Origin of the sequence: Flammeovirga sp. SJP92 (genome assembly GCF_001583495.1) — a bacterium.
GTDB lineage: Bacteria > Bacteroidota > Bacteroidia > Cytophagales > Flammeovirgaceae > Flammeovirga.
On record NZ_LQAQ01000089.1, the window covers coordinates 16,707 to 40,553 of the forward strand.

Consider the following 23,847-nt stretch of genomic DNA (forward strand, 5'->3'; position numbering starts at 1 on the left):
GTTGCTAAGAGAAAGGTTTAGTTGTAATTTTACAAAAAAACTTATTTGCCCTTACTGCTCCTTTACTTTAGTATGTAAAAATACAGAGTGGAGATTTTTTTGATTAAATAGAATGGTACTAACGGAAATGAAATGAATAAAATAATACTTACTATACTAGTTTTTTTTATCACTTTTAATACTTCTGCATCTACATCTTTTGACCTTAATAAAATTACTGTTGAAAATGGATTGTCGCATTCAGACGTTCGAGCTATTTGTCAAGATGATTATGGATACATTTGGATTGCAACTTTAAAAGGCCTCAACTTTTTTGATGGAAGAGAGATAAAAGTGTTTGATAAATCGAAAGGATTTAAGTCGAACCGATTGGTGGAGATGAAAAAAAGTCAGACAGGTCTTTTATGGATTTTATCTGAAAACTCTGGCATAAGTTCTTTCGACCCTCTAACACATCACATTAGTCATTATCAGTTGCTGGAAGATCCAAAAGGACAAAAGTTATATGATATTCAAAACCTTGAGATCAAGTTTATGACAATGTCCCATAAAGGGGATTGTTTGTATTTGCTGTCATCTAGTAGTAAGGTTTATAAAGTTCCGCTGACCAAGGAAGGGAAAGCAAAACATATTCAGGAAATTCCATTTAATATTAAAGTACAACCCAACAACTTTGTACGGTCGATTTATTGTGACGATCAAGAAAACCTATGGGTTGGCAAAAGGAACGGTTTATATCTTAAGAAAAATGGTAAAGCAAGTTTTAAAAAAATCAAAAACTCAGAAAGACTTTTAAAAGGTGTAAGATCTATTATTAAGTTGAAAGATGACAAATATGTAATAGGTGCTTATAATGGTATTTTCAAGCTTTCATTGTATAATAATAGCATTACAAAACTTCAAAGGGGCAAAGGAATTCATAAGGTCAATGTATTGTTGAAAACTGCTCACAGTGGAATTTTAGCGGGTAATACTGAAGGATTGTGGTTATTGAAAAATAATCAGAAACCTCAATTTATTGAGATGGATGAGAGCAAAAAACGTGTTAGTGTTTTTGCTTTGATTGAAGATCAATTCCAGTCTATTTGGATAGGTTGTAATTCAGTTGGAATACGATATACTGATTTGAAAGAATCAAACTTTAAGCATGTAGACTTTGAGAAAAATGATGATTTTGCATTCAACTATTCTAAATGTATGAACGAAGTGGATAATTATTATATCCATGGAACACAAAATGGTATTCATTTTACATCAAAAGATTTTAAAGAAGAACATCATTTTGATCCTTTGACCATTAAAAATGAAATTTGTCCTGTTTCTACTTTAGCAGTTTCCAACTCTAATTATATCATTGCAGGTTCCACAGGCTATGGGCTTTATATCTCCCAAAAACCTTTCAGTGGATTCAAAGAGTTGCGTTTTGAACAGTTGAAAATACCTAAAGAACTGGAATTGCCGAAATGTTATTATATCAGAACAGTGATTACAGATAAATATGAGAATGTATGGATAGCTACAAATGATGGCGGTTTATACTTGTATAATTTATTGACAAAGAAGATCAAGTATATTCAGCATGTGAAGAACATTACATTATCACAGATTAACGCAATGCTTTATGAAGAAAGTAGAGACTTACTTTGGTTGGGTACAAGGGACAAAGGTTTACTGAAATTAACCTTGGAAAAAGATAGTGTAGTAGAGGTAAGACAGTATATGCATTCTGTGGGCAGTAAGCAAACCATAAGTGCCAATTTTGTATTCTCTATTGTTAGAGATAAAGAAGGTCACATTTGGGCTGGAACCATTGGCGGAGCCCTAAACTACTTGGTAGATGAGGAGGAAGGTATCTTTAAGTGCTATAATCATTCTAACGGATTGTATGAAGATGATATTGAGGGACTTTTAGTCGATAATCAAAACGGAGATGTATGGATAGCAGGTACTGCCATCACTCGTTTTGATATTAAGACAAAAACTTTTACACGATACGGTAAATCGGACGGAATACACGCAGAAAATGGTTTTAAAGTAAAAACTGATTTTAAGGATGTCAATGGCCGGTTGTTTTTTGGTGGAATTGATGGGTTGACCTACATCGATATTGGAAGATGGAGAAAGGAAAAGCAGAAGATCAATATCAACATTAAAGAGATCCAGATTAATCATGAGGAATTGGTTTATCAAAATGAGCTAAACGGTAGAGTACTATTGGATAGTCAAGCTAGAGAAAAGAAATCGTATCAGCTTCATCCCAATGAAAAAGACATATCTATTGAATTTATAGGTGTAAGCCCAAGTGAAGTGTTAAAAATGGAATACGCTTATAAAATGGAGGGGTATGATGATCATTGGATCAAAGTATCGGAAGGAAATAGTTTTGCTTATTATTCAAACTTGTCAAGTGGCAAATATACTTTTAAAGTGAAGGGCAGGTTACATAACGGCCCTTGGTCTGATGTACAGGAAACATATTTTGAGATAGCAAAACCCTGGTGGCAAAGATGGTATTCTATTCTGATGTTTATCTGTTTGTTTATTATCGTTATTACATTAATAAATATCTCTTACATCCATCAGCATAAATTGAAAACTAAACTCGTCTTTGCTCAAAACCAAAGAGAGAAAGATGAGGAGCTAATAGAGCAGAAGCTTGAGTTTTTTACAAACGTAGGGCATGATTTAAGAACGCCACTAACCTTGATGCAAGGTCCGTTGGATGAGGTGGTTCAAAACAAATCAATAGCACCTGAAATCAGAGAGAAAATTTCATTGAGTTACAATCAAACCAATAAGTTATTGCGATTGGTCAATGAACTGATGGACTTTAGGAAGTTTGACAAGACGTTGGAATTGAACTGTTCAAAATTTGAGATGACTTCTTTTGTAGAAAATATTTATAACTCGTTCCGATTAAAGGCTATGGATAAGAAAATTGCCTTCCATTTGGAACAGCCTAAAGAGCAATTGAATGTCTATTTTGATGCAGAAAAGATTGAATCCGTGATCTATAATTTACTTTCAAATGCTTTTAAATTTACGGAGGAAAATGGAAATATTACTATTAAGGTAGACGCTGATACTACTCAAAAAAGAGTACAATTGAAAGTAATTGATGATGGTTTGGGGATTGATGAAAATGCTTTAGACAAGATTTTTGACCGTTTTTATCAAACCAAAAATGCAAACTCCATTAATATCAAAGGGACAGGTTTAGGATTGTCTATTGCCAAGAGTGTGATTGAAGCTCATGAAGGGAAAATTGAGGTAGAAAGTAAGAAAGGAGAAGGAACAACATTTATTATTGAGTTGCCTTTGAAAGAGCTACCGAATGATGAAGTCATTCCTCAAAATTTCTTTGTGCAACAGGAAACGACTCTTAAAGTGAGTGGAGCAACATTTGAGAAGCAGACAGTATTGCTAGTAGAAGATAACCAAGATATTCTGCTTTATTTATCTGATTTACTAAAGGATACTTGTAGTGTGAAAACGGCTACTAATGGTCATGAAGCATTGAGTATTTTGAAAGAAGATAGAGGTATTTCTCTAGTGGTCAGTGATGTGATGATGCCGGAAATGAATGGAACAGAACTTTGTCATGAGATCAAAACGAATGAACATTTATGGCATATTCCAGTGTTCTTATTGACCGCTAAAACATCATTAGTACATCAATTAGAAGGATTGGAAACGGGAGCAGATGATTATATCACTAAGCCTTTCAAACCAAGTATTCTAAAGCAAAAAGTCATCAATGTTTTAAAGAACAAAGAGCATGTGATGGAGATGTATCAAGGGGTGATGCAGTTGCAGAAACCTTTGAGCAAATACTCTAAAGAGATGGATGATAATTTCTTAGAAGAGACCATTGCAATTGTAGAAAAACACCTGCCAGATGCTAACTTAAACGTACAGCTTTTAGTGGATGAAATGGGAATGTCGCAGTCGGCATTGTACAAGAAAATGAAAGATGTGACAGGTAAATCTCTTGTAGAGTTTATCAAGGATGTAAGGATGAGAAAAGCAGGTGAATTATTACTTTCTTCTAATCTGAAAATCTTTGAAATTGCTTATGAAATTGGCTTCAATGATGTGAAATACTTTAGAAAGTGTTTCAAAGAGCATTATGGTATGTCGGCTTCTGAATATATTAAGAAAATGTCTCAATTGTCTGAAAAACAAGATATGGCCAGTTGACGGAGTTGTATTCTAAGATAATGATGTATAGACAAGATTTTGAGGGACGACTTTCAATTTTCCTTCAAGGCCGGTGGATGTACAGCACTCCGAATACAATAAATAAGCTTTCAATATGTAAGCGATTGGGGAATAATTCATTCAACTATTTTTTGACTAATATGTAGGTCTATTTGTATGAATTTGAACCCTTACTAAACCTACTTTTTAACCTACATTTGATTAAGTTTTTATCAATTAAGAAAAGATGCAAATGAATCTATTACGAAATAAAACTCTGAAAGTAATCACTGTTTTAGCGGTTGTTTTCGGAGTTAGTTCTTGTGCCACTCCTCACAAGAAATCTGTCGAAAAAGAAATTAAACAACCTAATATAATTTACATTTTAGCTGATGATGCAGGGTGGGGTGACTTCAGTTGTTATGGTCAAGAGAAGTTTTCTACGCCTAACATTGATGCTTTGGCAGAAAGTGGTATCCGATTTACAGATCATTATGCAGGAAGTAGTGTGTGTGCTCCGTCAAGATCAGCATTATTAACGGGTCAGCATACAGGCCACACACCTATTAGAGGTAACAAAGAAGTGTTGCCGGAAGGACAAGTGCCCATCCCTGGTGATACCTATAGTTTACCTAAAATGCTTAAAAATGAAGGGTATGTGACAGGTATGTTTGGTAAATGGGGTCTAGGATATCCACAATCTGAAGGAGCACCAAATGCTCAGGGATTTGATGAGTTTTATGGTTATAACTGTCAACGTTTAGCACATACTTATTATCCATTGTATTTAAGACACAATGGAACCAAAGTACCTTTATCTGCCAATGCGGATGGCCATATGACTTATACGCACGACATGATTCATGAACAAGCTTTATCCTTTATTGATCAAAATAAAGAAAAGCCTTTCTTCTTGTATCTGCCTTATACCATTCCACATGCAGAAATGGTAGTTCCACAAGATTCAATATTCCAGAAGTTCAAAGAAAAATACCCGCAAGGGAAGCCTTTTGTGAGCAAGGCGAATCATGATCCAAGTTTATCACATGAAGACCGTTTTTATAAAGGTGTATACGGTGATCAGGAATACCCAAGAGCGGCTTTTGCTACAATGATGCACTATTTGGATAATGCAGTGGGTGATGTGATGCAGAAAGTAAAAGAACATGGTTTAGAAGAGAATACAATCATCATTTTCAGCTCAGACAATGGTCCTCATAAAGAAGGTGGTGCAGATCCGTATTATTTCAATTCATTTGGACCTTTCAAGGGTGTGAAAAGAGATTTGTATGAAGGTGGTATTAGAGTACCTATGATTGTATCATGGCCAAAAACAATTGCTGAAAAAACGGTTTCAGATCACCCGTCAGCATTCTGGGATGTATTACCAACAGTAGCTGATATTGTAGGTGTTGAAATTACAGCTGATAAAAAAATTGATGGTATTTCGTTCCTTCCTACGTTATTGGGAGAAACAAAAAACCAAAAGGAACATGACTATTTGTATTGGGAATTCCATGAAAAAGGTGGACGTAGAGCAGTAAGAATGGGAGATTGGAAGGCTGTTCAATACAATCTTAAAAAGAAGAAGAAAATTGAGATTTATGATTTGTCAAAAGATCCTTCAGAAAGTAATAATCTTGCCAAACAACATCCTGAATTAGTGAAGAAAGCACAGAAAATTTTTGATGAGGCCAGAACGAGTTCAAAAGAATTCCCTTTCCAAGCTGAAAATATTTAGGTTATGAAAAACAGCATTTTATTTTTAACGCTTAGTTTTCTTTCCATTTCAATTCAAGGTTATAGTCAGATGAATAAAAAGCCCAATATCGTTCTATTTTTTGTAGACGATATGGGCTGGAAAGATCCTGCTTTTATGGGGTCAGATTATCATGAAACGCCTCATTTAGATCAGTTCGCATCTGAAGGTGTTGTTTTTCATAATGCCTATTCAGCTGGACCAAACTGTGCACCTTCAAGAGCCTGTATGATTTCTGGACAGTATACCCCAAGACATGGAAAAGTGGCTGTTTGGAATTCAAAAAGAGGAATTGAAGAACAAATGAGATTGGAGCCTGTACCAGATCAAGGTTTGCCATTGGAGAATTACACTTTGGCGGAAGCTTTAAAAGATGGTGGTTACAAAACTGGGATTTTTGGGAAATGGCACATTGCAGGTACTCCTTCGGAGCAAGGTTTTGATGTGAACGGAGAAACAGATGCCAGTGAGATTCATTTTAATGAAACCAACGATCCAAAAGATATTTTCAGCCTCACTGAAAAAGCTTGTAATTTTATGGAGGAAAATAAAGAACAACCTTTTTTCTTATTCCTGTCACATCACACTGTACATACAAAATGGGAAGCTAGACAACCCATGATTGAGTATTTTGAGGGAAAAGAAAAAGGGAAAATCCATAATAATGCCAAATATGCAGCCATGGTTAAACATACGGATGATAGTATGGGCATGATCATGGAAAAGCTAAAAGCATTAGGTTTAGATGAAAATACAATAGTGTTTTTTACATCAGACAATGGAGCCATTGGAAAAGTAAAACAAACACCGTTGAGAGGAGCAAAGGGCATGTTGTATGAAGGAGGAATTCGTGTACCATTGGTAGTAAGGTGGCCTTCAACAATTCAGCCAGCCAATTCAACTACACCTATTATCAATATTGATTTTTATCCTACAATGCTAGAATTGGCAGGGATTGAAAAAGCGAAAGATAAGGTCTTGGATGGCGAAAGTTTTACACCAATTTTACAAGGGAAGAAGGAGGAGCTTTCAAGGTCAACAATTTACTATCATTATCCGATCTACTTAGACGGTAAAAATGCTAGAGGAGCAAGAGATCCTTATTTTAGAAACCGCCCTGTCACTGTGGCTATTCAAGGGGATTGGAAGTTTTTATTTTTCCATGAGGAGTATATTTTGGATGGAGGAGAAAAGAAAATCGCTTCGAACCACATGGTAGAACTCTATAACTTGAAAGATGATCCTTCTGAAAAGAAAGATTTATCTCAAGTGGAAATTAAAAAAAGAAATCAACTGCTAAAGGATGTAAAGCAATGGATGAAAAAGACCAATGCTCCTTTGGCAATGAAGAAGACACCGGAGAATTATAGACCGGTTTATAAAAGAGGGAGTCATAATCAGAAAAAGACACATTAGTACTATTTTAAACTCATTATTAGATGATGAGAAGAGTTAGAAGCTTCAGACTTCTAGTATGAAAATAGATCACGATTGTCTGATTACTTTTTATGATAATTGATAATAAGAGAGACCGATATAATGAGGATATTTTTGTAATTTTACAGTTACGAAAATATCCTTTTTTCGATTTTTTAAACTTGATGTTGAGGCAACAGAAAAAATAGTATAAATAGCCTCTAAATACTTGAAAACGCACTTTTTATTAGTTTTTCCCCCTTTTTTAATGAAAAATTAGGGGATTGTACTCCCTTTAAAGCCGTTGTTTTGTAATGAAATGAAATAGAATTGGTTCTATTCTCAATAAGAACACTTTAATATTTTTTAAAATTATGCACAAGAAGTTTACTCATTTTAGAGTAACTCACAGCATTACTCGAATAAGCATACTGTATCTGACATTTACGCTGCTATTTAATATCGATACTCTTGCCAATTCAGAGGCTGATGAAAAAACTCTTCAAGAACTTCAGGAAAACATTGTTGTTTCTGGAGTTGTAAAAGATGATACGGGAGAATCTTTGCCGGGTGTGTCTATCCTTGTTAAAGGAACTACGAAAGGAACAATTACTCATTTTGATGGTTCTTATAAACTGTCAGTCAATTCTAATGATGTATTAGTCTACTCTTTTATCGGTTATAAGAGTAAAGAAGTTGTAGTCGGTACACAATCTGTAATCGATATCGTTTTGTCATTAGACGAGGAACTACTGGAAGAAGTAGTGGTAGTGGGTTATGGTGTACAGAAAAAGCAAAGTATTGTTGGGGCCATTGAAACCACTCCCACAGAACAATTATTAGAATCTGGTGGAGCTACTAACATGACAAGTGCTCTAACAGGTAGAGTGGCAGGTATGACTGTAATGGAGTCTACTTCAGAACCTGGTCAGAACGAAGCCCAGATCTTGATCCGTGGGAGATCGTCATGGAATGATAACTCACCACTCATTCTAGTGGATGGTGTGGAAAGAAGTTTTAATGATATTGACCCCAATGAAGTAGAATCAATCTCTGTATTGAAAGATGCTTCTGCAACAGCCGTATTTGGTGTAAAAGGTGCCAACGGTGTGATTTTGGTTACTTCAAAGCAAGGTTCAGAAGAAAAGACGAGAATCAACATTTCTCAAGAAGTTGGTATTAAAACACCAATGAATACATCTTCAAGGTTAGATATGCCCAGCACTTTCAGATTATCAAATCAGGCATTGGCCAATGACGGTCTTTGGGATCAGATGATTCCTGAGAGTTACATTAGAAACTGGGAAGACCCAAATAGAGATTTAGAAAGATACCCGGAAGTAGACTGGTGGGACGAGGTTGTTGGTACAGGATATCAATCAAAAACGAACTTCAATATTTCTGGAGGAACAAAGAAAATTAAATACTTTACATCTGTAGGTTATCTTAAAGAAACGGATGTATTGAATTCTCAGCCTCATCAAGATTATGATCCTAGTTTTACCAACGACCGATTGAACTTCAGAACAAACTTGAAGTTCAAAGTAACAAATACAACAAGCGTAGACTTTGGTATCTCTGGTAACCAGAAAAGATACTCAAGTCCAGAAGAGGTAAAATCTAGCGACTATCAAAAAGGTGAATTCTTTAAGAAAATCTACAGAACACCTTCTTATCTATATCCTGCTAGATTTGAAAATGGTACTTATGGTGGTATTGATCCAAACGGAGCGGATAACCCCTTGTCAATATTAAACGAATCGGGTAGTGGACAGACGAGACGTTCGGAGCTGTTTACAAACTTGCAATTGGATCAAAAATTAGACTTCATAACAAAAGGCTTAACTTTCAGAGCGAAGATTGCTTTTGATACGTATACAGAGTTCAATAAATCCATTATAAAAGATAGAGTATTATTTCATTATCCAACGCCTGATGCTGAAAATCAAGTACGCTACCCTGATGCTAACTTTATTGAACAGACCGTAACAATTGATAACTGGGAATACGGTTGGTTTAGAAAAACGATGTTGTATGAATTTTCTTCTCGTTACAATAGAACGTTTGGAGATCACTCTGTGACAGGTTTATTACTTTTCTCGAGAAGAATTAATTCACCAGATGTTTCTTTCCCGTTCTATGAAGAAAACTGGGCGGGTAGAGTAACTTATGACTACCGTATGAAATATATGGCTGAGGTCAATGTAGGTGTCAACGGATCAGACAACTTTGCTCCAGGACAAAGGTTTGGTGTTTTCCCGTCGTTTGCATTAGGTTGGGTCATTTCAGAAGAGAATTTATTTAAGAAAATGGATTGGTTGAACAGTGCTAAAGTACGTTATTCTTATGGTACAGTTGGCCGTTCTCATATCAACAATAATACAAGACATCTTTACTTTGGAGAGTATTACCAAGACGGAAATATCAACTGGAGACTAGGTCAAGATCCAAGAAACTGGGCACCGCATTATTATGAAGGAAGAATCCCAAATGAGAATGCAACTTGGGAGAAAGCAGTAAAGCAAAACTTAGGTTTTGAAGCTACAGTTTTAAAGAACTGGAAACTGACAGTAGATCTATTCAATGAGTATCGTTATGACATCTTGATGGAAAGAAGAAACATTCCAGCTTGGTCAGGTTTCCCGGAAAACCCTTATGCTAACATTGGAGAGGTAAGATCAAGAGGTTTTGAAGTAGCCTTAAGTTATGATTTCACAGTAGGAGACCATTTGAAAATTGGAATTGCTCCAAACTTCTCTATGAACGAAAGTAAGATCATCAATAGAGATGACCCTGCCTTATTGCCAGATTCTCAAAAAGATGCAGGAAAGCCAATCGGATGGAAAAAAGGATATGTAACAGATGGTTTATATCAAGATTGGGATGACATTTATAACTCTCCTAATTCAAACTTAGGTGGAAATCCAATTCCAGGTGATATCAAATACATTGATTTTAATGGTGATGGTAGTGTTGATATCAACGATCAGACGGTGTTGAAAGGCTTAGATGTGCCAACACAAACTTATGGTGTCAACCTTTCATTAAATTATAAAGGGTTTTCAATCTCTGCATTGTTCTATGGTGTAAGTGGCAACTATGCAAATATCTCAGACGATATGATGTGGGGTTTCTCAAAAGGTTTTTATGTATTGGATCAATTCCATGCCAACACTTGGAATGCAGAAAATCCAAACGCCAACCCAACACTTCACTTCCAAAATACACAGCATAACAACAATTCTACCGAATACAAATGGCAAGATGCGTCGTACTGGCGTTTGAAAAACTTGGAAATGGGTTACAATTTGAGAGGAAAATCAAATGACTTCTATAGAAACATCTATATCTACGCATCAGGAAACAACCTGTTCACAATCACTGATTTTGATGATAGACTTGATCCTGCCAACTCTAACGCGGCTTATCCTCTTGTGAGAAGATTTAATCTTGGTTTACGCATTGGTTTATAAGAAAAGGAAATGAAAAGAATTATAATATTTTTATTGGCAATTGGTTTTCTTTCTTGCGAAAGATTTTTAGACCGTTCACCGGATCAAGGTGTGACAGAGTCTGAAGTGTTTACCAATTATGAGTCATACAGAGCATTCAATGATAAACTGTATGCTTACCTCGATGATTACTTTGACTGGCGCCGCCGTTTTGATTCAGGTAGTTTCAGTGATGAAACAGAGAACAATTCAAACTGGACAGCCCAGAATGATATGAATGCCGGAGGTTTTTACTCTAAACCCGGCAATTCAACAAATACTGAAGTAGGTTGGGAGATGAGTTCACATGGAGTAGGTTCACGCTCTCCTGTCATTGCCAACAGTTTTCAAGCCATCCGTACGGCCAATATCACAATAGAAAGAATTGAAATGCTGGAAGATGCTACTCCTCAGCAGATTGATGAGCTATTGGGGCAAGCCTATTTTATGAGAGCTTGGCATTATTTTCAAGTGTTGATTCGTTGGGGAGGCATGCCGGAAATGAAGGCTTCTTTTACTCCTGATACCGATTTCAACCTTCCAAGAAGAAACTTTGTTGAAAGTGCCCAAGACTGTATTGAAGACTTGGATATGGCTTATGAATTACTGCCCACTCAATGGGAGTTGAATCAGTTGGGCCGTGTGACAAAAGGCGCTGCATTAGGACTTAAAGGAATGATTCAATTGTATATGGCTTCTCCTTTGATGCAACAAGATGCAGGCGGTGGTGCAGTTTATAATACAGAGTTATTGCAACAAGCCATGGTCACACAAGGCGAGCTATTTAAAAATGCTGGCGAATTTGGTATTCAGTTGATGAGTGGCAATAACTATAGAGATATTTTTTACAGTGAGTTTGAGCCTGCCAATTCAGAGTTTATTTTTTGGAGACATACAGGCATTAGATCTGCACAAGATGTAAGAAATCATTTTATCCCTCAATCATATGGTGGGGCCAATGCTACAACAGGTCCTACTCAAAATACCGTGGATAGATACGAGATGAGCAACGGTTTGCCAATTGATGATCCTGATTCAGGTTTTGACAGTAACAACCCTTATGAAAATCGTGACCCAAGATTTTACAACAATATCCTCTATGATGGAGCTCCTTGGGGTAAAAATGGTGATACACAATTATACATTGAAACTTATACAGGAGGTAGAGAAGACCAGTTGCCTATCAACCAAAGATCTTTAACGGGCTATTTTGTGAAAAAATACTGGCCAGAGGGCAACAACAGGTGGGAAAACAGATATGATATGCACTATATGCCATGGGTGTTTATCCGATATGCTCAGATCTATCTTGATTTTGCAGAAGCAGCCAATGAAGTATATGGCCCAACAGCCGTAGCACCAGAAACAGGAATGTCAGCTGTTCAAGCGATTAATATTATTAGAAATAGAGTAGGTATGCCTGATGTTAATGCGAAGTATACAGCAAGCAAAGATGCATTCAGACAAAGAATACGCAATGAGAGGGCAGTGGAGCTTTGTTTTGAAGGGCATCGCTGGTTTGACTCACGCAGATGGAAAACAGCGGCGCAGGATTACCGTTCTATCCGAAAAGTAATCATTACCAAAGATGGGGATAATTATTCTTATGAATATCCAGAGATTTTGAATGCGAGAAACTTCTCAGAAAGAAATTACTGGTACCCTATTCCATTGGAGGAAGTAAGTAAAAATGAAAATTTCACTCAAAATCCAGGATGGTAATTAAGTTATGAATTATACGAACAAAATATATAAATGGACTTTTGTTTCCCTCTTGTTTTTAATGGGAACCAATATTCATGCACAAGAAGAAGTGCTTTTAAAAGAGCCTCTAAAAGTGCCATCTGAAGGCACAGCAAGATTTAAAAAAACGTTGAAAGCAAATAGTAATGATGACGTCAAAACCACTTACAGAACGCTTTCTAAGGAGCAGTTTATTGGAGTAGCCAATGGCATTCATGGTGATGACCTTTCTACTTCTAATGAGTTGAACCTTTCGAATACACTGCAAGGTAGAATATTGGGTCTGCAAGTAACCACAAATGCCAATGTGCCAGGAGGTGGAGGTGCGTCTATCACCGTAAGGGGTAAGGATAGAAATGCAAACAATAGTCCATTGGTTTTAGTGGATGGAATTGATAGACCTTGGCAGGATTTGAACCCAGAGGAAATTGATAAAATTGTGGTTTTAAGAGATGCAACGTCTAAGATTCTTTATGGATCTAGAGCAGCGAATGGTGTAATTTTGATTACAACCAAAAGGGGAGAATCAAGTGGTTTGAAAATTAGCGGTGGATTTGAAATAGGTATGAAAACACCGACAAGTAACCCTGAGTTTTTGAGTGCAGATGAATACGCTCAATATTACAATCAAGCACGCTTAAACGATGGTCTTCCTGCTTTTTACAGTGAACAACAAATAGCGGCTTATAGAAACGGTACTGATCCGCTTTTATATCCTAATGTAGATTACAGAAGTTTTGCATTAAAAGAGTCTGCTCAATACCAAAAAGGGTACCTTAACTTCCAAGGAGGAACAAAAAAAGCGAAGTTCTTTGCTCACTTAGGGTATACAGGTGATGGAGGATTGGAAGCGTCAGGATTTCAGACTACATACGAGCGTTTCAATATGAGAGCAAATGTGGATATTGAGTTGTCACATTGGGCTACTTTAAAAACAGATGTAGCGGGTAGAGCAGAGTTCAGAAATAAACCGGCAATGTCTACGGGTGATTTTTATACTGACTTGGCCTCTACAAGAGCATTGGAGTATCCTATTTTCATTCAAGAAGGAGATTCAAGAGAGAATACGGTATTAGGTGCTAGTCTGCATCACCCCCAAAATATCTATGGTCAGATGAATTATGGCGGTTATGATATTCAGAACGATAGAAATATCCAAACAAGAATAGGTCTTGACTTTGATTTCAATGATTACGTAGAAGGATTATCAGCTGACGTATATGCTTCCATTGATTATAATTCAATGTTCAAATATGGTAAGAATGAAGGGTATAACAGTTATGCTGTAGTGATGCCAGGGGAGGAAGAAGGATATCAATTACAATTGGTTAATTCTGGATTGAAAGCTGATGATCAGCAAAGAAAAGCATCAAGTGACTATTACAGCAATACTTTCTACGGTTCTATTAATTATGATAGAGAATTTAACGACAAGCACCATGTGTTGGTAACAGGAGTTGGATACCTTCAAGGTACTTCTGACAGCCAAAGTTTCCAAGTGCACAAACACTTGCATACAGGTTTGACAGCCAATTATATGTACAATAAGAAGTATGTAATTGAAGGATCTTCTGTACTTGTGGCTTCTAATACACTGCAGAACCAAAATCAATCGATGTGGACTTACTCGGGCGGTTTAGGTTGGATTGTTTCCAACGAGACTTTTCTTAAAAACAATGATGTGTTGACTTACTTAAAATTAAAAGGTTCTGCAGGTGTATTGGCCCACAATAATTCATTAAACTATTACAGCGAAGTACTTCGTTATGGTGAAGATGGAGATGCTAGATTTGGCCCAACCAACAACAACAGATATCCTGTGTGGAAACCAACACCCTATGGTAATGAAGATTTGGAATACGAAAAATCCATTGAATTTAATCTAGGAACGGAACTGGCTTTATTTAATAAAATCTATGTGGAAGCCAACGTTTTCAGAAATGCCCGCAAAGATATGCCTGTTGCGATGGATGATTTTTATCCTGACTATTTAGGTGGCAATCAAATGATGATGAATTATAATTCAACATTAAGCAACGGATTAGAAGTGATGGTTTCTTATATGAAACAACTTGGTGCTTGGCATGTTGGTTTCTCCTCTAATTTCATGTATCAGCAAACAAAATGGGACGATGTGCTAGAGTATAATTTCGATGAGAATTACTTAAGTCAAAAAGGAATGCCCATTGGTAATGTGTACGGTTACAGAAACAAAGGCTTTTTCCAAAATGCAAATGATATTGCGGGCGCAACAAGACAGACATTTGGAGCCGTTAGACCTGGCGATTTAAGATATACTGATTTGAACAATGATGGAGTCATTGATGAGGATGATAAAACGTACCTTGGCACAACAGATCCTACAATAACTTATGGAATTCAGTTGAATGTGGGTTACAAGAATTTTAACCTGTTTGTGCATGGTTCAGGCTTGGCAGGGCATTATATCAACAACAATAGTCTTTACTATCAGTTTGATGGATTGATGAACTACTCAGAGATTGCAAGAGGCGCATGGACAGAAGCTACTGCAAGTGAAGCAACGTATCCTGCCTTAACTACTGCACAGTCGACTAATAACTTCCAAAATTCTGATTTCTGGTTAGAGAAAGGCAATTTCTTTAGAATTAAAAGTGTGGAGCTAAGCTATACTATGCCTGCTAAGGTTGTTCAGAAAATGGCAGGAATTGAATCCACTTTTACATTGAGAGGAAATAACCTTTATGAGTTCACTACCATTAGCAATAAGAACTTGGACCCTGAACGACCAAACACAGGAATTACGAATTTCCCGATTATGAGAAGTGTGACTTTGGGTGCTCATTTCAAATTTTAAATGATGTAATGATATGAAAAAAATAAAATACATAGTGCTCAGCTTGATCATTGGATTATCAACATCAGCGTGTTCCAACTATCTTGAGCTAGAGAGAGATAATAATAGAACTGAAGACGAAATTTGGTCTCATCCAAGTACAGCAGAGGGCGTATTACTTTCTGCTTACCAAGGGTTGCCGTCCGTGTACACCACGTATGGAAACGATATTTTGGATTGTGCTACAGATAATGCAGTGACAAGACAAATTGAATCTTCTGTAAGAAGAATGGCTGCGGGTGGATGGAACCCTTCAAGTAACCCCATCGGAGATTGGTCCGGTTCATATGAAGTGATTCGAAACATCAATGATTTCCTTCAAAAAGGCTTTGATGTAGATTACTTTATTTCGGATTCACTTAGAAATGCCAATTATAAAAAACGTTTGTACGGTGAGGCTCACTTCTTAAGAGCCTATTACCACTTCAACATCTTAAAAAGGCACGGTGGAAAAGCGATAAATGAAAGAATTTTAGGTATTCCAGTCATCACAAGCAACGTTTCTAACACTACAGTGTTGCCAAGAAATACTTATGAAGAGGTTGTAGCACAAATCTTGAAAGATACAGAGATTGCGATAGAGAATTTACCTTTGGAATACACAGGTGATGATGTTGATTTTGGAGAATCCAATGTGGGTAGAGCTTCGCAAATGGCGGCACAGGCACTTCGTTCAGTAGTGTCACTTTATGCGGCGAGTCCTGCTTTCAATGATAAAAATGATGCCCTGACTGAGCAAGAAGCTTGGGGTAGAGCTGTATATGAAAGTCAGAAACTGATAGATCTGATGGGCGGTTTACCAGCTTGGAACAATGATATTTATTTTGATGACCGTGTGGGGGAGCCTATCATGCGTAGATACGCCAACAACAATGATTTGGAAAGAAAAAACTTTCCTCCATCACTCAACGGCCAAGGATTTACAAACCCTTCCCAAGAGCTGGTGGATGCTTTTCCAATGGCCAATGGTTATCCTATTGATCACCCCAATTCCGGATATGATCCAGACCAGCCTTATGCAGGAAGAGACGTTCGTTTTTATGCGACAATTATTCACGATGGAACTGCTTATAAAGGCACAACTATTGCTACACATGTAGGTGGTGAAGATCACATTCAAGTCAACGATTACGCGACCAGAACGGGTTATTACCTCAAGAAATTTGTTAATCCTAATGTAAGCCTTACCCCTGGTACCATCACAATCGGTCGTCATTACATTGCATTATTCAGAAAAGTAGAAGCGTATTTAAATTACGCAGAAGCGGCAAATGAAATAGCAGGTCCTAACACAGTACCTCCATTTGGTAGAATGACAGCAAAAGAAGCAATTCAGGTGGTACGTCAGAGAGCGCAGATTGATTCAGATGAATACCTCAACACAATAGCTGGCAGAGAGGCTTTCAGAACATTTATTCATAATGAAAGAAGAATTGAACTGGCGTTTGAAAACCATCGTTTTTATGATGTCCGTCGTTGGAATTATGACTTGGATAGAATCAATGCACCCGTAAATGGAATTGAAATAAATAAAGATCAAAACACACTGACAACTTCCTATCAAAAGATTCATGTTGAAGATAGAACTTACCAAAGCCACATGATTTACGGTCCAATTCCGTATCGTGAAGTGCTTAAAGGAGAGGCTATTATTCAGAACAAAGGATGGTAAATGAAAGAATTATGAAGAGATTATTTTATACTTTAATGGCAGCGCTATTCTTGCTGACAAGTTGCGAAAGTTATAACAACTACCTGACAGATTACGATTACTCTACGGCTTACTTTCCTTACCAGAAACCAGTGAGAACTGTGATCGCAGGAGAGGGGTTACAATTTAAAATGGGCGTTGTTTTAGGAGGAAAAAGAGAAAACAACAAAACAGAAGTGATCAAGTATGCTATTGATACCGCGCTTTTAGACGGTACAGCATTTGAACTGCTTCCATCAGAATACTACACCTTAAGCAATGACAACGAAATGTGGATTCAGGAAGGAGAATTCAACGGCTTAATTGATGTCGTTTTAGACTCTGCAAGATTTCTTGAAGACCCCAAAAGTTTGATCAGAAACTACGCATTGCCTATCAGAATCATGTCGTCAACTACTGATTCCGTTTTAACCGGTGATGATTTGAAAGGCATTGAGCCAATGGATTACATGATTCCAGTGATCAAATATATTCATACGTTAGATGCCGTTTGGTATCATCACGGAGTAGATTCAGCCTTTACAGCAAGCGGAGAATTAGACGAAGTAATTGTGAATAGCCAACAAGACATGGTAAAAAATACAACCTGGAACTTAGCGACAGTTGGAGCAACTGAAGTAATTACCAATGGACTTTCAGGAATTCGTTTTACTTCACGTTTAAGCTTGAACATGAACTTTGAAAGCGGAGTCATTGACCTTCAAAGTACCTCCGATTCAGAAATTCAAGACGTGGAAAATATCTCTTCCCGTTATGTCAAAGAGGATCAAAAAGTGTACTTAAAATATAAATATCAATTAAATGATAGAACGCACTTTGTCTCAGATACGTTAACCTTCAGAAACAAAGAACTATCATTAGAACTTTGGGACTAAAAGTGAGGTAAGAGGTGAGAGTTAAGAATTAAGAGGGAAGAATTATGGTTCGTAAAGTAGTTTTTCTTTTTATTCAAAAGAAATGGAACAATAATTACGTGCACCATGACTGAAGTCATGGGCTAGCGATATTGACTCCAACAACACTAAAGTGTTGTTTCCGTTGCCAACCTTCAAGACTTTAGTCTTGATTAGGTTGCCCTATCACCTGTCCATAGTTTTAACTATGGTGCAAGAATCTCTCGTTTACTTCCTCCCTAGTGATTATGTCAAAAGTGATACTGTTTTTTAAAATGGTGTCACTTTTTTTGTGTTTGAAATTGTGGTAGTTAATGACTAAAAGCTACAATTTGTATTTCAAAAGATATTATTTAAATTCAAATTTTTAAAGTATTACTACAAGTAGCAAAGCAAATTATGTGCAGAGGAAAACAATGATCAAATATCTATTTAATAATTGCATCATCAACAGTCCTAAGTTCAATTTACCAGACTATGAATTATAAAATTTACTTAAAGGATAAAATTTATTTTGAAGAGCTTGATATAGAATTAAAGTTTAAATCAAAGAAAAATGAAATCTATGAAAAAATTGGAAGACCGGATTTCCTAATAAAAGAATTTGAAGTTTACGATAACTTAAATTTTAATCTTGTTTACAATAAAGATGATGAATTAATTCATATTGTATTTTATGATTTCTCCTTACAAATTATTCATATTTTTGATGATAACATAAGTGGGTTTGACTCAAAACAGTTATATGGATATATAAAGAAAGAAGATAAGGATGTTGATCGTTTCAGAGAAGATAACCTTATGATTTCAAAAAAAATGGGAATTACATTTGACTTAACAGATGGAGCTGAATATCCAACCGATTTTTCAGTATATGAAGGAGAAATCTCTTCAATATCTTTTATGATAGATGAATGGTTTGATTTTAGAGAGTTTGGTGTGTTATTTTAAGAATAAATCACTAGTCCCTCAACAGAATTATTCCCACTGTTCTTCGTGTCAAGCCGAAAGGCGTCACTGAGAACTATAGCATAGTTTAAGTCTGTGACTTATAACTTTATAAAACTATCGGGAAATACTTGAAAAAATGTGTGTTGTTATAAGTTACAAACTTAAACAAAATCAAGTTCGCAGTTACGCCTTTCGGCTTGACACCACGAACAGAGTAGGATCATTTCATAATGGTAGATCTGCATGGAATATAATTGTATGAATCAGAGTAAATTTCAAAATGGATAACAACTTTCAAATCTATATAGAGCACTTCATTCCTGAAGAGCAAATTATCATATTCCTAACTCAATCCTTTAAAAATAATTCATTAATGCATTTAGAAGCTGTAGGGGAGTATAATAAGGAGACAATTTTTTATCAATTGTGTTACGAAGAAGAAGGATTCAGAACACAATTGCAGTTAGTGGTCACCAATGAACTGAAAGGAAGAGAAAAGATGATTCCTTTTTTGAAGAGTATAAGTAAAAAATTTCAATCGAAGGTTCTTTTTGATTTAGGTTATCCAGATTGGTATTATTATTTGATCAAGAACGAAAGTATATTCTTTGTGTACTTAGAAGATTCAATTGACGATAGTGTAAATTATATTAAAGACAGTCTCATTGAAGTAAATGAACAATTATTATTAGAAGACTATTATGATCAATTGTAATCATAAGAATATGTTTGTAACCTACGTTAAGAACTTCATTCTATCTTAAAATCAATAGATCAACAAAACAAAAATCCATAATTTCAATTATGGTTCTATGAATGAAGGCAAAAACCTTCACAAATGATTTGATTCTTAATCGATTCGTATTACATTGAAAGAGCTTAACGAATTAATAAAACTGACTGTTTAACGAATCTCATGAAAAACCTTCAACTTTATCATAGAAAAGTCATCCAACGTCTTATTGAAAACAAAAGATTTACAGTAGCAGAAATTGCGGAAGGTTTAGAGGTGTCCCCGTCTACGATCTATCGTGAGTTAAAAAGAAATACCAATCCAAAAACCAAAAAGTACGATGCCGAGTATGCACACAAATTATTTTTAGCACGAAAAAAATACGCCGGCTCCAAAAAGAAAAACCCATTCATACATCATCCAAGGAGGAAAAAAGATTACGAGCTTTATGCCGAAAGAAAATACATCTATTGGTACTCTGATCAGTACTACGATCTAAAATTTAAAGGCAAGAACTACGATGCTGTCTACCTCAAAAAATGGTATGCCTATCGCATCGGTAAAAAGTATCATCATCATCAAGACGATTGGGAATACTACGACCTTTGGATGGAACATCTCCAACACCTCAGAACACAGAAAGAACAACCCGGTCCCAAATATTATTGGATGCGTGAACTGATCAAAGATCAACCACAATTCAAAATCTGGAAGAACCCAATCCCTGTATTGGAACAGAAGAAGTGCGTCTAATCCATTCATTTTTCATTAAAATTCAACTCAACTCATCAATTTCTCCTCACTTCACTCCACAATTTTTCACAAGATCCCTCTTCAGGGACTTTTTTATGCCCAAATTTTCCGAAATCACATCAAAAATCAACAACTAATCGAGCTTGAAGAGATAATTTGCATTTGCTCACGAATTGTTTTGGAAAAAATATTTTTTGAACGTCGATTGGTTGATTCAAAAAAATCAATTCTTGTTTTGTAATACATAAACATGTAAATTCAAATCATCTTTCAACAATCTACTAGCAAACTGATTTTCAATGGGAAGTTGGGAGTGTTTTTATTAATGGATATATACCATATGGCGTATGTCCGTGAAATTTTTGGGGATAAACGCCATTGTGTTTGTCTAATATTAGGCCACATTAAAAGAAACGATAAAGAATGAACTTTACCGACAGAATAAAACCAACTGACAAGGGAATCACAACCTACCTTGATGAACTGAAAAATCAGAATTATCAAATTCCAACTTTCCAAAGAGACGTAGTTTGGGAAGAAGAAAATGTGAAAAAGCTATGGGACAGTATTTACAAGTTCTATCCTCTTGGAAGCATCTTAGTTTGGAAAACAGATTTAAAACTCCAAAACCATCGACAAATTGGAGGACATAAAATAGCTGACGAACATTTTACGAGAAGTGAATATCAATATCTACTTGACGGACAGCAAAGAACCACTTCACTTTTAACTTCTCTTTACGGTGGTGAAATAGAAGGTCGTGATAGTTTCAACCCTTCACTATACATTGACCTGACGATTGAAAGCGAAGACGAGACTGATGACGAAAGTTACAAAAAGAGATTCCTTTATTGGAACGAAATTGACGACCGAAACGGCAGTTTCAAAAGGAATATTGGAAGAAAGAAAAAATATGATGAAGGACTTATTATCAAACTCCTTGAAGTCAAGCAAAATTTTGAGACAGTACAACAAAAAATTGTCAATCATCCAGATGTTGCTCAACAATACAACCATCCTTATTGGGTAGAACTTAGAAGGGTTCAGCAAGTCCTAAGTAACTACCGTATTTCATTTATAGAGTTAAAGGGTATTAAAGTAGCAGAAGTATGCCAAATATTTGAGCGAATAAACCAAGCAGGCAAACCTCTTGATATCTTTGATATTGTCGTTGCAAAAACATTCAGGCCAAAATCTGAAACTGATAAAGGCTTTTATTTAAGAGACCTAATTGATAATTTCAAAAAAGTTAATAACAGCAGTTACTTACAAGTTGACGATTTTGACTACCTACAAATAATTGCCATTCTAATTCGTGAGAACGTTGAGAATTCAGGTATCCATAACATAACAAAAAGATATTTGAACGACATCAAGACGGAACAAATAGAAAACATTTGGGATTCAGCAAAAAAGGCAATTCTTAAAACGTTTGATTTCTTTGAAAACACCTTAAACTTAAAAGGACCACAACTTATTCCATATCGCTATTTCTATCTGACGATTGCAAACTACTTCTACAAGAACAATACACCGAACTATGACTTTTTGAAAAAATATTTTTGGTTCAACTCATTACATAGAGACGATTTACTAAGCAACACAGGAGACATAAATCAACACATAAGTCTTTTGAATGGAGAAAAGTACGATAACGAGCAACGATTTGGTAGATTCCTTATCGACAAAGATACTTTGAGAAAATCATCATACAGTTCAAAAGGACGAATTTCAAGAGCAATTCTATCTCTCTACTCTCATAAATGCCCAAAAGACTGGAAGTACACAGATAGAAACGTAAACGTTGACAATTTTTTCTTTTCAACTGACAAGCCTAATCTTCATCATATTTTCCCGACAAACTATATCTCAAACAACAGAGCAGACAATCAGCTTGACAATAACAGCTTGATGAATATTGCATATCTCACACAGTTGACAAACTTGGAGATTAGTGACAAAAATCCTTTAGAATACATCAAGGAGTACGACCAAAATCCAAATTTTGAAAGCGTTATCGACTCTCATCTGCTTCCAAAACAAATCCTGACTTGGGCAAGAATGGACAAAATGCCATCAAATGCTCTTGACCAATTTATGGAAGAACGGGTAGAACTTGTTATAGAAGAATTGAAAAAACAGCTTAGTGGAATTAACATAGACGTAATTGATACAAAGGAAAAAGAACTTGAAGAAGAAAAAGAAAGCGTGGGCTAACAATGTATATAAAAAATAGGCGAACCAGTAGTAAAATAAAGGTTTGTGGCTCGTGTCAAAGTTTGTGCTTAACTGAAAGTGAAGTGCTTCAAAATCGCCTACTTTTAATATACTAACCGTTAATAACAATTGACAAATGAAACAAACTGAACATATAATCAATCTTGACTTGCCACCAAAACAACGATGGAGCTTCCTTATCGACTATAAAAGTGAAGTCGATGAATTACTTCAGTGCTATTTAAATGATTTTGAAGGAGCTGATTTCATCTTTGAGAACATTGAAGACTACAAAAGAGCAGTCATCTCCGCAGACTACATGGAAGAAATCGAATTTATATCCTCCATTTCGAAGTTTTCCAGTAACGAGATTTTGATTGCAAATCTATACTACGATATATTGAAATTCTACCTTGGTTGCACGGCCTTTGCCTTTGAAACAGATGGAGCTGTCCTTCACTCAAGGAATTTAGATTGGTGGACTGACAATAACCTCTTAAGTAGTCAATCTAAAATATTCGACTATCAGCGAAATGGTAGAACCATATTTAAAACAGTTGGATGGGTTGGATTCATTGGTGCTTTATCGGGCACAAAGCCTGGTAAATTTTCTGTAACACTGAACGCTGTCCTTAGCAAAGATGCTGCAGAAATTGCAATGCCTGTATCTTTCCTTCTTCGAGATGTCTTAGACAAAGCTAACTCCTACAGCGAGGCAAAAAAGACATTAGAAAAAACAACTATTGCTAGCGACTGTCTCCTACTATTATCGGGAAAAACATCGTCCGAAATGGTTGTCATTGAAAGAACACCAAAAAGGTCTGCGACAAGAGGTCCGGATAATGGAATTGTCTGTGTCACTAACGATTACAAATTAATTGAAAATGGAAATGGTGGCGAATCTGAACTCCAAGCCACATCTTGCGGAAGATATGATAGGGCACGTGAACTTGTAGGTGCCAAAAAACCTACCAATGCCAATGAATGTCTCGATGTTCTTAAGGACGAAAAAGTAATGATGGGAATCACCGTTCAGCAAATGGTCTTTAACAACAAAACTGGAAAGATTGAATTAATAAAAACAGGTGCTAACGTTTAATAAACA

General features: G+C 36.0%; 13 protein-coding genes. All 13 read left to right on the forward strand.

Annotated elements, in window-relative coordinates; all coding sequences use genetic code 11:
• Nucleotides 1–132: 132 nt before the first annotated feature.
• The 13 genes from AVL50_RS18665 (at nucleotide 133) to AVL50_RS18725 (ending at nucleotide 23,841) form a co-directional block, all read left to right on the forward strand.
• On the forward strand, nucleotides 133–4,200 hold the full coding sequence (locus tag AVL50_RS18665; RefSeq protein WP_062618003.1) for an ATP-binding protein: 4,068 nt from the start codon (nucleotides 133–135) through the stop codon (nucleotides 4,198–4,200).
• A gap of 253 nt (nucleotides 4,201–4,453) precedes the next feature.
• The gene (locus tag AVL50_RS18670) at nucleotides 4,454–5,941 is read left to right on the forward strand and encodes an arylsulfatase (RefSeq protein ID WP_062618052.1); all 1,488 of its coding nucleotides are present in this window, start codon (nucleotides 4,454–4,456) and stop codon (nucleotides 5,939–5,941) included.
• A gap of 3 nt (nucleotides 5,942–5,944) precedes the next feature.
• Nucleotides 5,945–7,375, forward strand: coding sequence for a sulfatase (locus AVL50_RS18675; RefSeq protein ID WP_063850798.1), 1,431 nt, complete (start codon nucleotides 5,945–5,947; stop codon nucleotides 7,373–7,375).
• Nucleotides 7,376–7,749: 374 nt separating this feature from the next.
• Nucleotides 7,750–10,848, forward strand: a complete 3,099-nt coding sequence (locus AVL50_RS18680; protein WP_062618005.1) for a TonB-dependent receptor — start codon at nucleotides 7,750–7,752, stop codon at nucleotides 10,846–10,848.
• A gap of 9 nt (nucleotides 10,849–10,857) precedes the next feature.
• Nucleotides 10,858–12,588: a RagB/SusD family nutrient uptake outer membrane protein gene (locus AVL50_RS18685; protein WP_062618006.1), complete on the forward strand. Its 1,731-nt coding sequence runs from the start codon at nucleotides 10,858–10,860 to the stop codon at nucleotides 12,586–12,588.
• A 7-nt stretch (nucleotides 12,589–12,595) separates the two neighbouring features.
• Nucleotides 12,596–15,445 carry a SusC/RagA family TonB-linked outer membrane protein gene (locus AVL50_RS18690; protein ID WP_082795917.1) on the forward strand — a complete coding sequence of 950 codons (2,850 nt, stop codon included), beginning with the start codon at nucleotides 12,596–12,598 and terminating at the stop codon, nucleotides 15,443–15,445.
• Nucleotides 15,446–15,458: 13 nt separating this feature from the next.
• Complete coding sequence (locus AVL50_RS18695) at nucleotides 15,459–17,156, forward strand: RagB/SusD family nutrient uptake outer membrane protein (protein ID WP_062618008.1); 1,698 nt, start codon at nucleotides 15,459–15,461, stop codon at nucleotides 17,154–17,156.
• An 11-nt stretch (nucleotides 17,157–17,167) separates the two neighbouring features.
• Nucleotides 17,168–18,070, forward strand: a complete 903-nt coding sequence (locus AVL50_RS18700) for a DUF1735 domain-containing protein (RefSeq protein ID WP_172826880.1) — start codon at nucleotides 17,168–17,170, stop codon at nucleotides 18,068–18,070.
• A gap of 495 nt (nucleotides 18,071–18,565) precedes the next feature.
• A complete protein-coding gene (locus AVL50_RS18705) occupies nucleotides 18,566–19,039 on the forward strand; it encodes a hypothetical protein (protein ID WP_062618010.1) in 474 nt (157 codons plus the stop codon).
• A gap of 280 nt (nucleotides 19,040–19,319) precedes the next feature.
• On the forward strand, nucleotides 19,320–19,754 hold the full coding sequence (locus tag AVL50_RS18710) for a hypothetical protein (RefSeq protein WP_062618011.1): 435 nt from the start codon (nucleotides 19,320–19,322) through the stop codon (nucleotides 19,752–19,754).
• A 201-nt stretch (nucleotides 19,755–19,955) separates the two neighbouring features.
• Complete coding sequence (locus tag AVL50_RS18715; protein WP_062618012.1) at nucleotides 19,956–20,525, forward strand: helix-turn-helix domain-containing protein; 570 nt, start codon at nucleotides 19,956–19,958, stop codon at nucleotides 20,523–20,525.
• 423 nt (nucleotides 20,526–20,948) lie between these two features.
• Complete coding sequence (locus tag AVL50_RS18720) at nucleotides 20,949–22,742, forward strand: DUF262 domain-containing protein (RefSeq protein WP_062618013.1); 1,794 nt, start codon at nucleotides 20,949–20,951, stop codon at nucleotides 22,740–22,742.
• Between the two features lie 136 nt (nucleotides 22,743–22,878).
• Complete coding sequence (locus AVL50_RS18725) at nucleotides 22,879–23,841, forward strand: C45 family autoproteolytic acyltransferase/hydolase (protein ID WP_062618014.1); 963 nt, start codon at nucleotides 22,879–22,881, stop codon at nucleotides 23,839–23,841.
• Nucleotides 23,842–23,847 lie beyond the last annotated feature (6 nt).

Coding starts and splice junctions, on each gene's coding strand:
- AVL50_RS18665 (WP_062618003.1), top strand. CDS start 133: ATGAATAAAATAATACTTACTATACTAGTTTTTTTTATCACTTTTAAT.
- AVL50_RS18670 (WP_062618052.1), top strand. CDS start 4,454: ATGAATCTATTACGAAATAAAACTCTGAAAGTAATCACTGTTTTAGCG.
- AVL50_RS18675 (WP_063850798.1), top strand. CDS start 5,945: ATGAAAAACAGCATTTTATTTTTAACGCTTAGTTTTCTTTCCATTTCA.
- AVL50_RS18680 (WP_062618005.1), top strand. CDS start 7,750: ATGCACAAGAAGTTTACTCATTTTAGAGTAACTCACAGCATTACTCGA.
- AVL50_RS18685 (WP_062618006.1), top strand. CDS start 10,858: ATGAAAAGAATTATAATATTTTTATTGGCAATTGGTTTTCTTTCTTGC.
- AVL50_RS18690 (WP_082795917.1), top strand. CDS start 12,596: ATGAATTATACGAACAAAATATATAAATGGACTTTTGTTTCCCTCTTG.
- AVL50_RS18695 (WP_062618008.1), top strand. CDS start 15,459: ATGAAAAAAATAAAATACATAGTGCTCAGCTTGATCATTGGATTATCA.
- AVL50_RS18700 (WP_172826880.1), top strand. CDS start 17,168: ATGAAGAGATTATTTTATACTTTAATGGCAGCGCTATTCTTGCTGACA.
- AVL50_RS18705 (WP_062618010.1), top strand. CDS start 18,566: ATGAATTATAAAATTTACTTAAAGGATAAAATTTATTTTGAAGAGCTT.
- AVL50_RS18710 (WP_062618011.1), top strand. CDS start 19,320: ATGGATAACAACTTTCAAATCTATATAGAGCACTTCATTCCTGAAGAG.
- AVL50_RS18715 (WP_062618012.1), top strand. CDS start 19,956: ATGAAAAACCTTCAACTTTATCATAGAAAAGTCATCCAACGTCTTATT.
- AVL50_RS18720 (WP_062618013.1), top strand. CDS start 20,949: ATGAACTTTACCGACAGAATAAAACCAACTGACAAGGGAATCACAACC.
- AVL50_RS18725 (WP_062618014.1), top strand. CDS start 22,879: ATGAAACAAACTGAACATATAATCAATCTTGACTTGCCACCAAAACAA.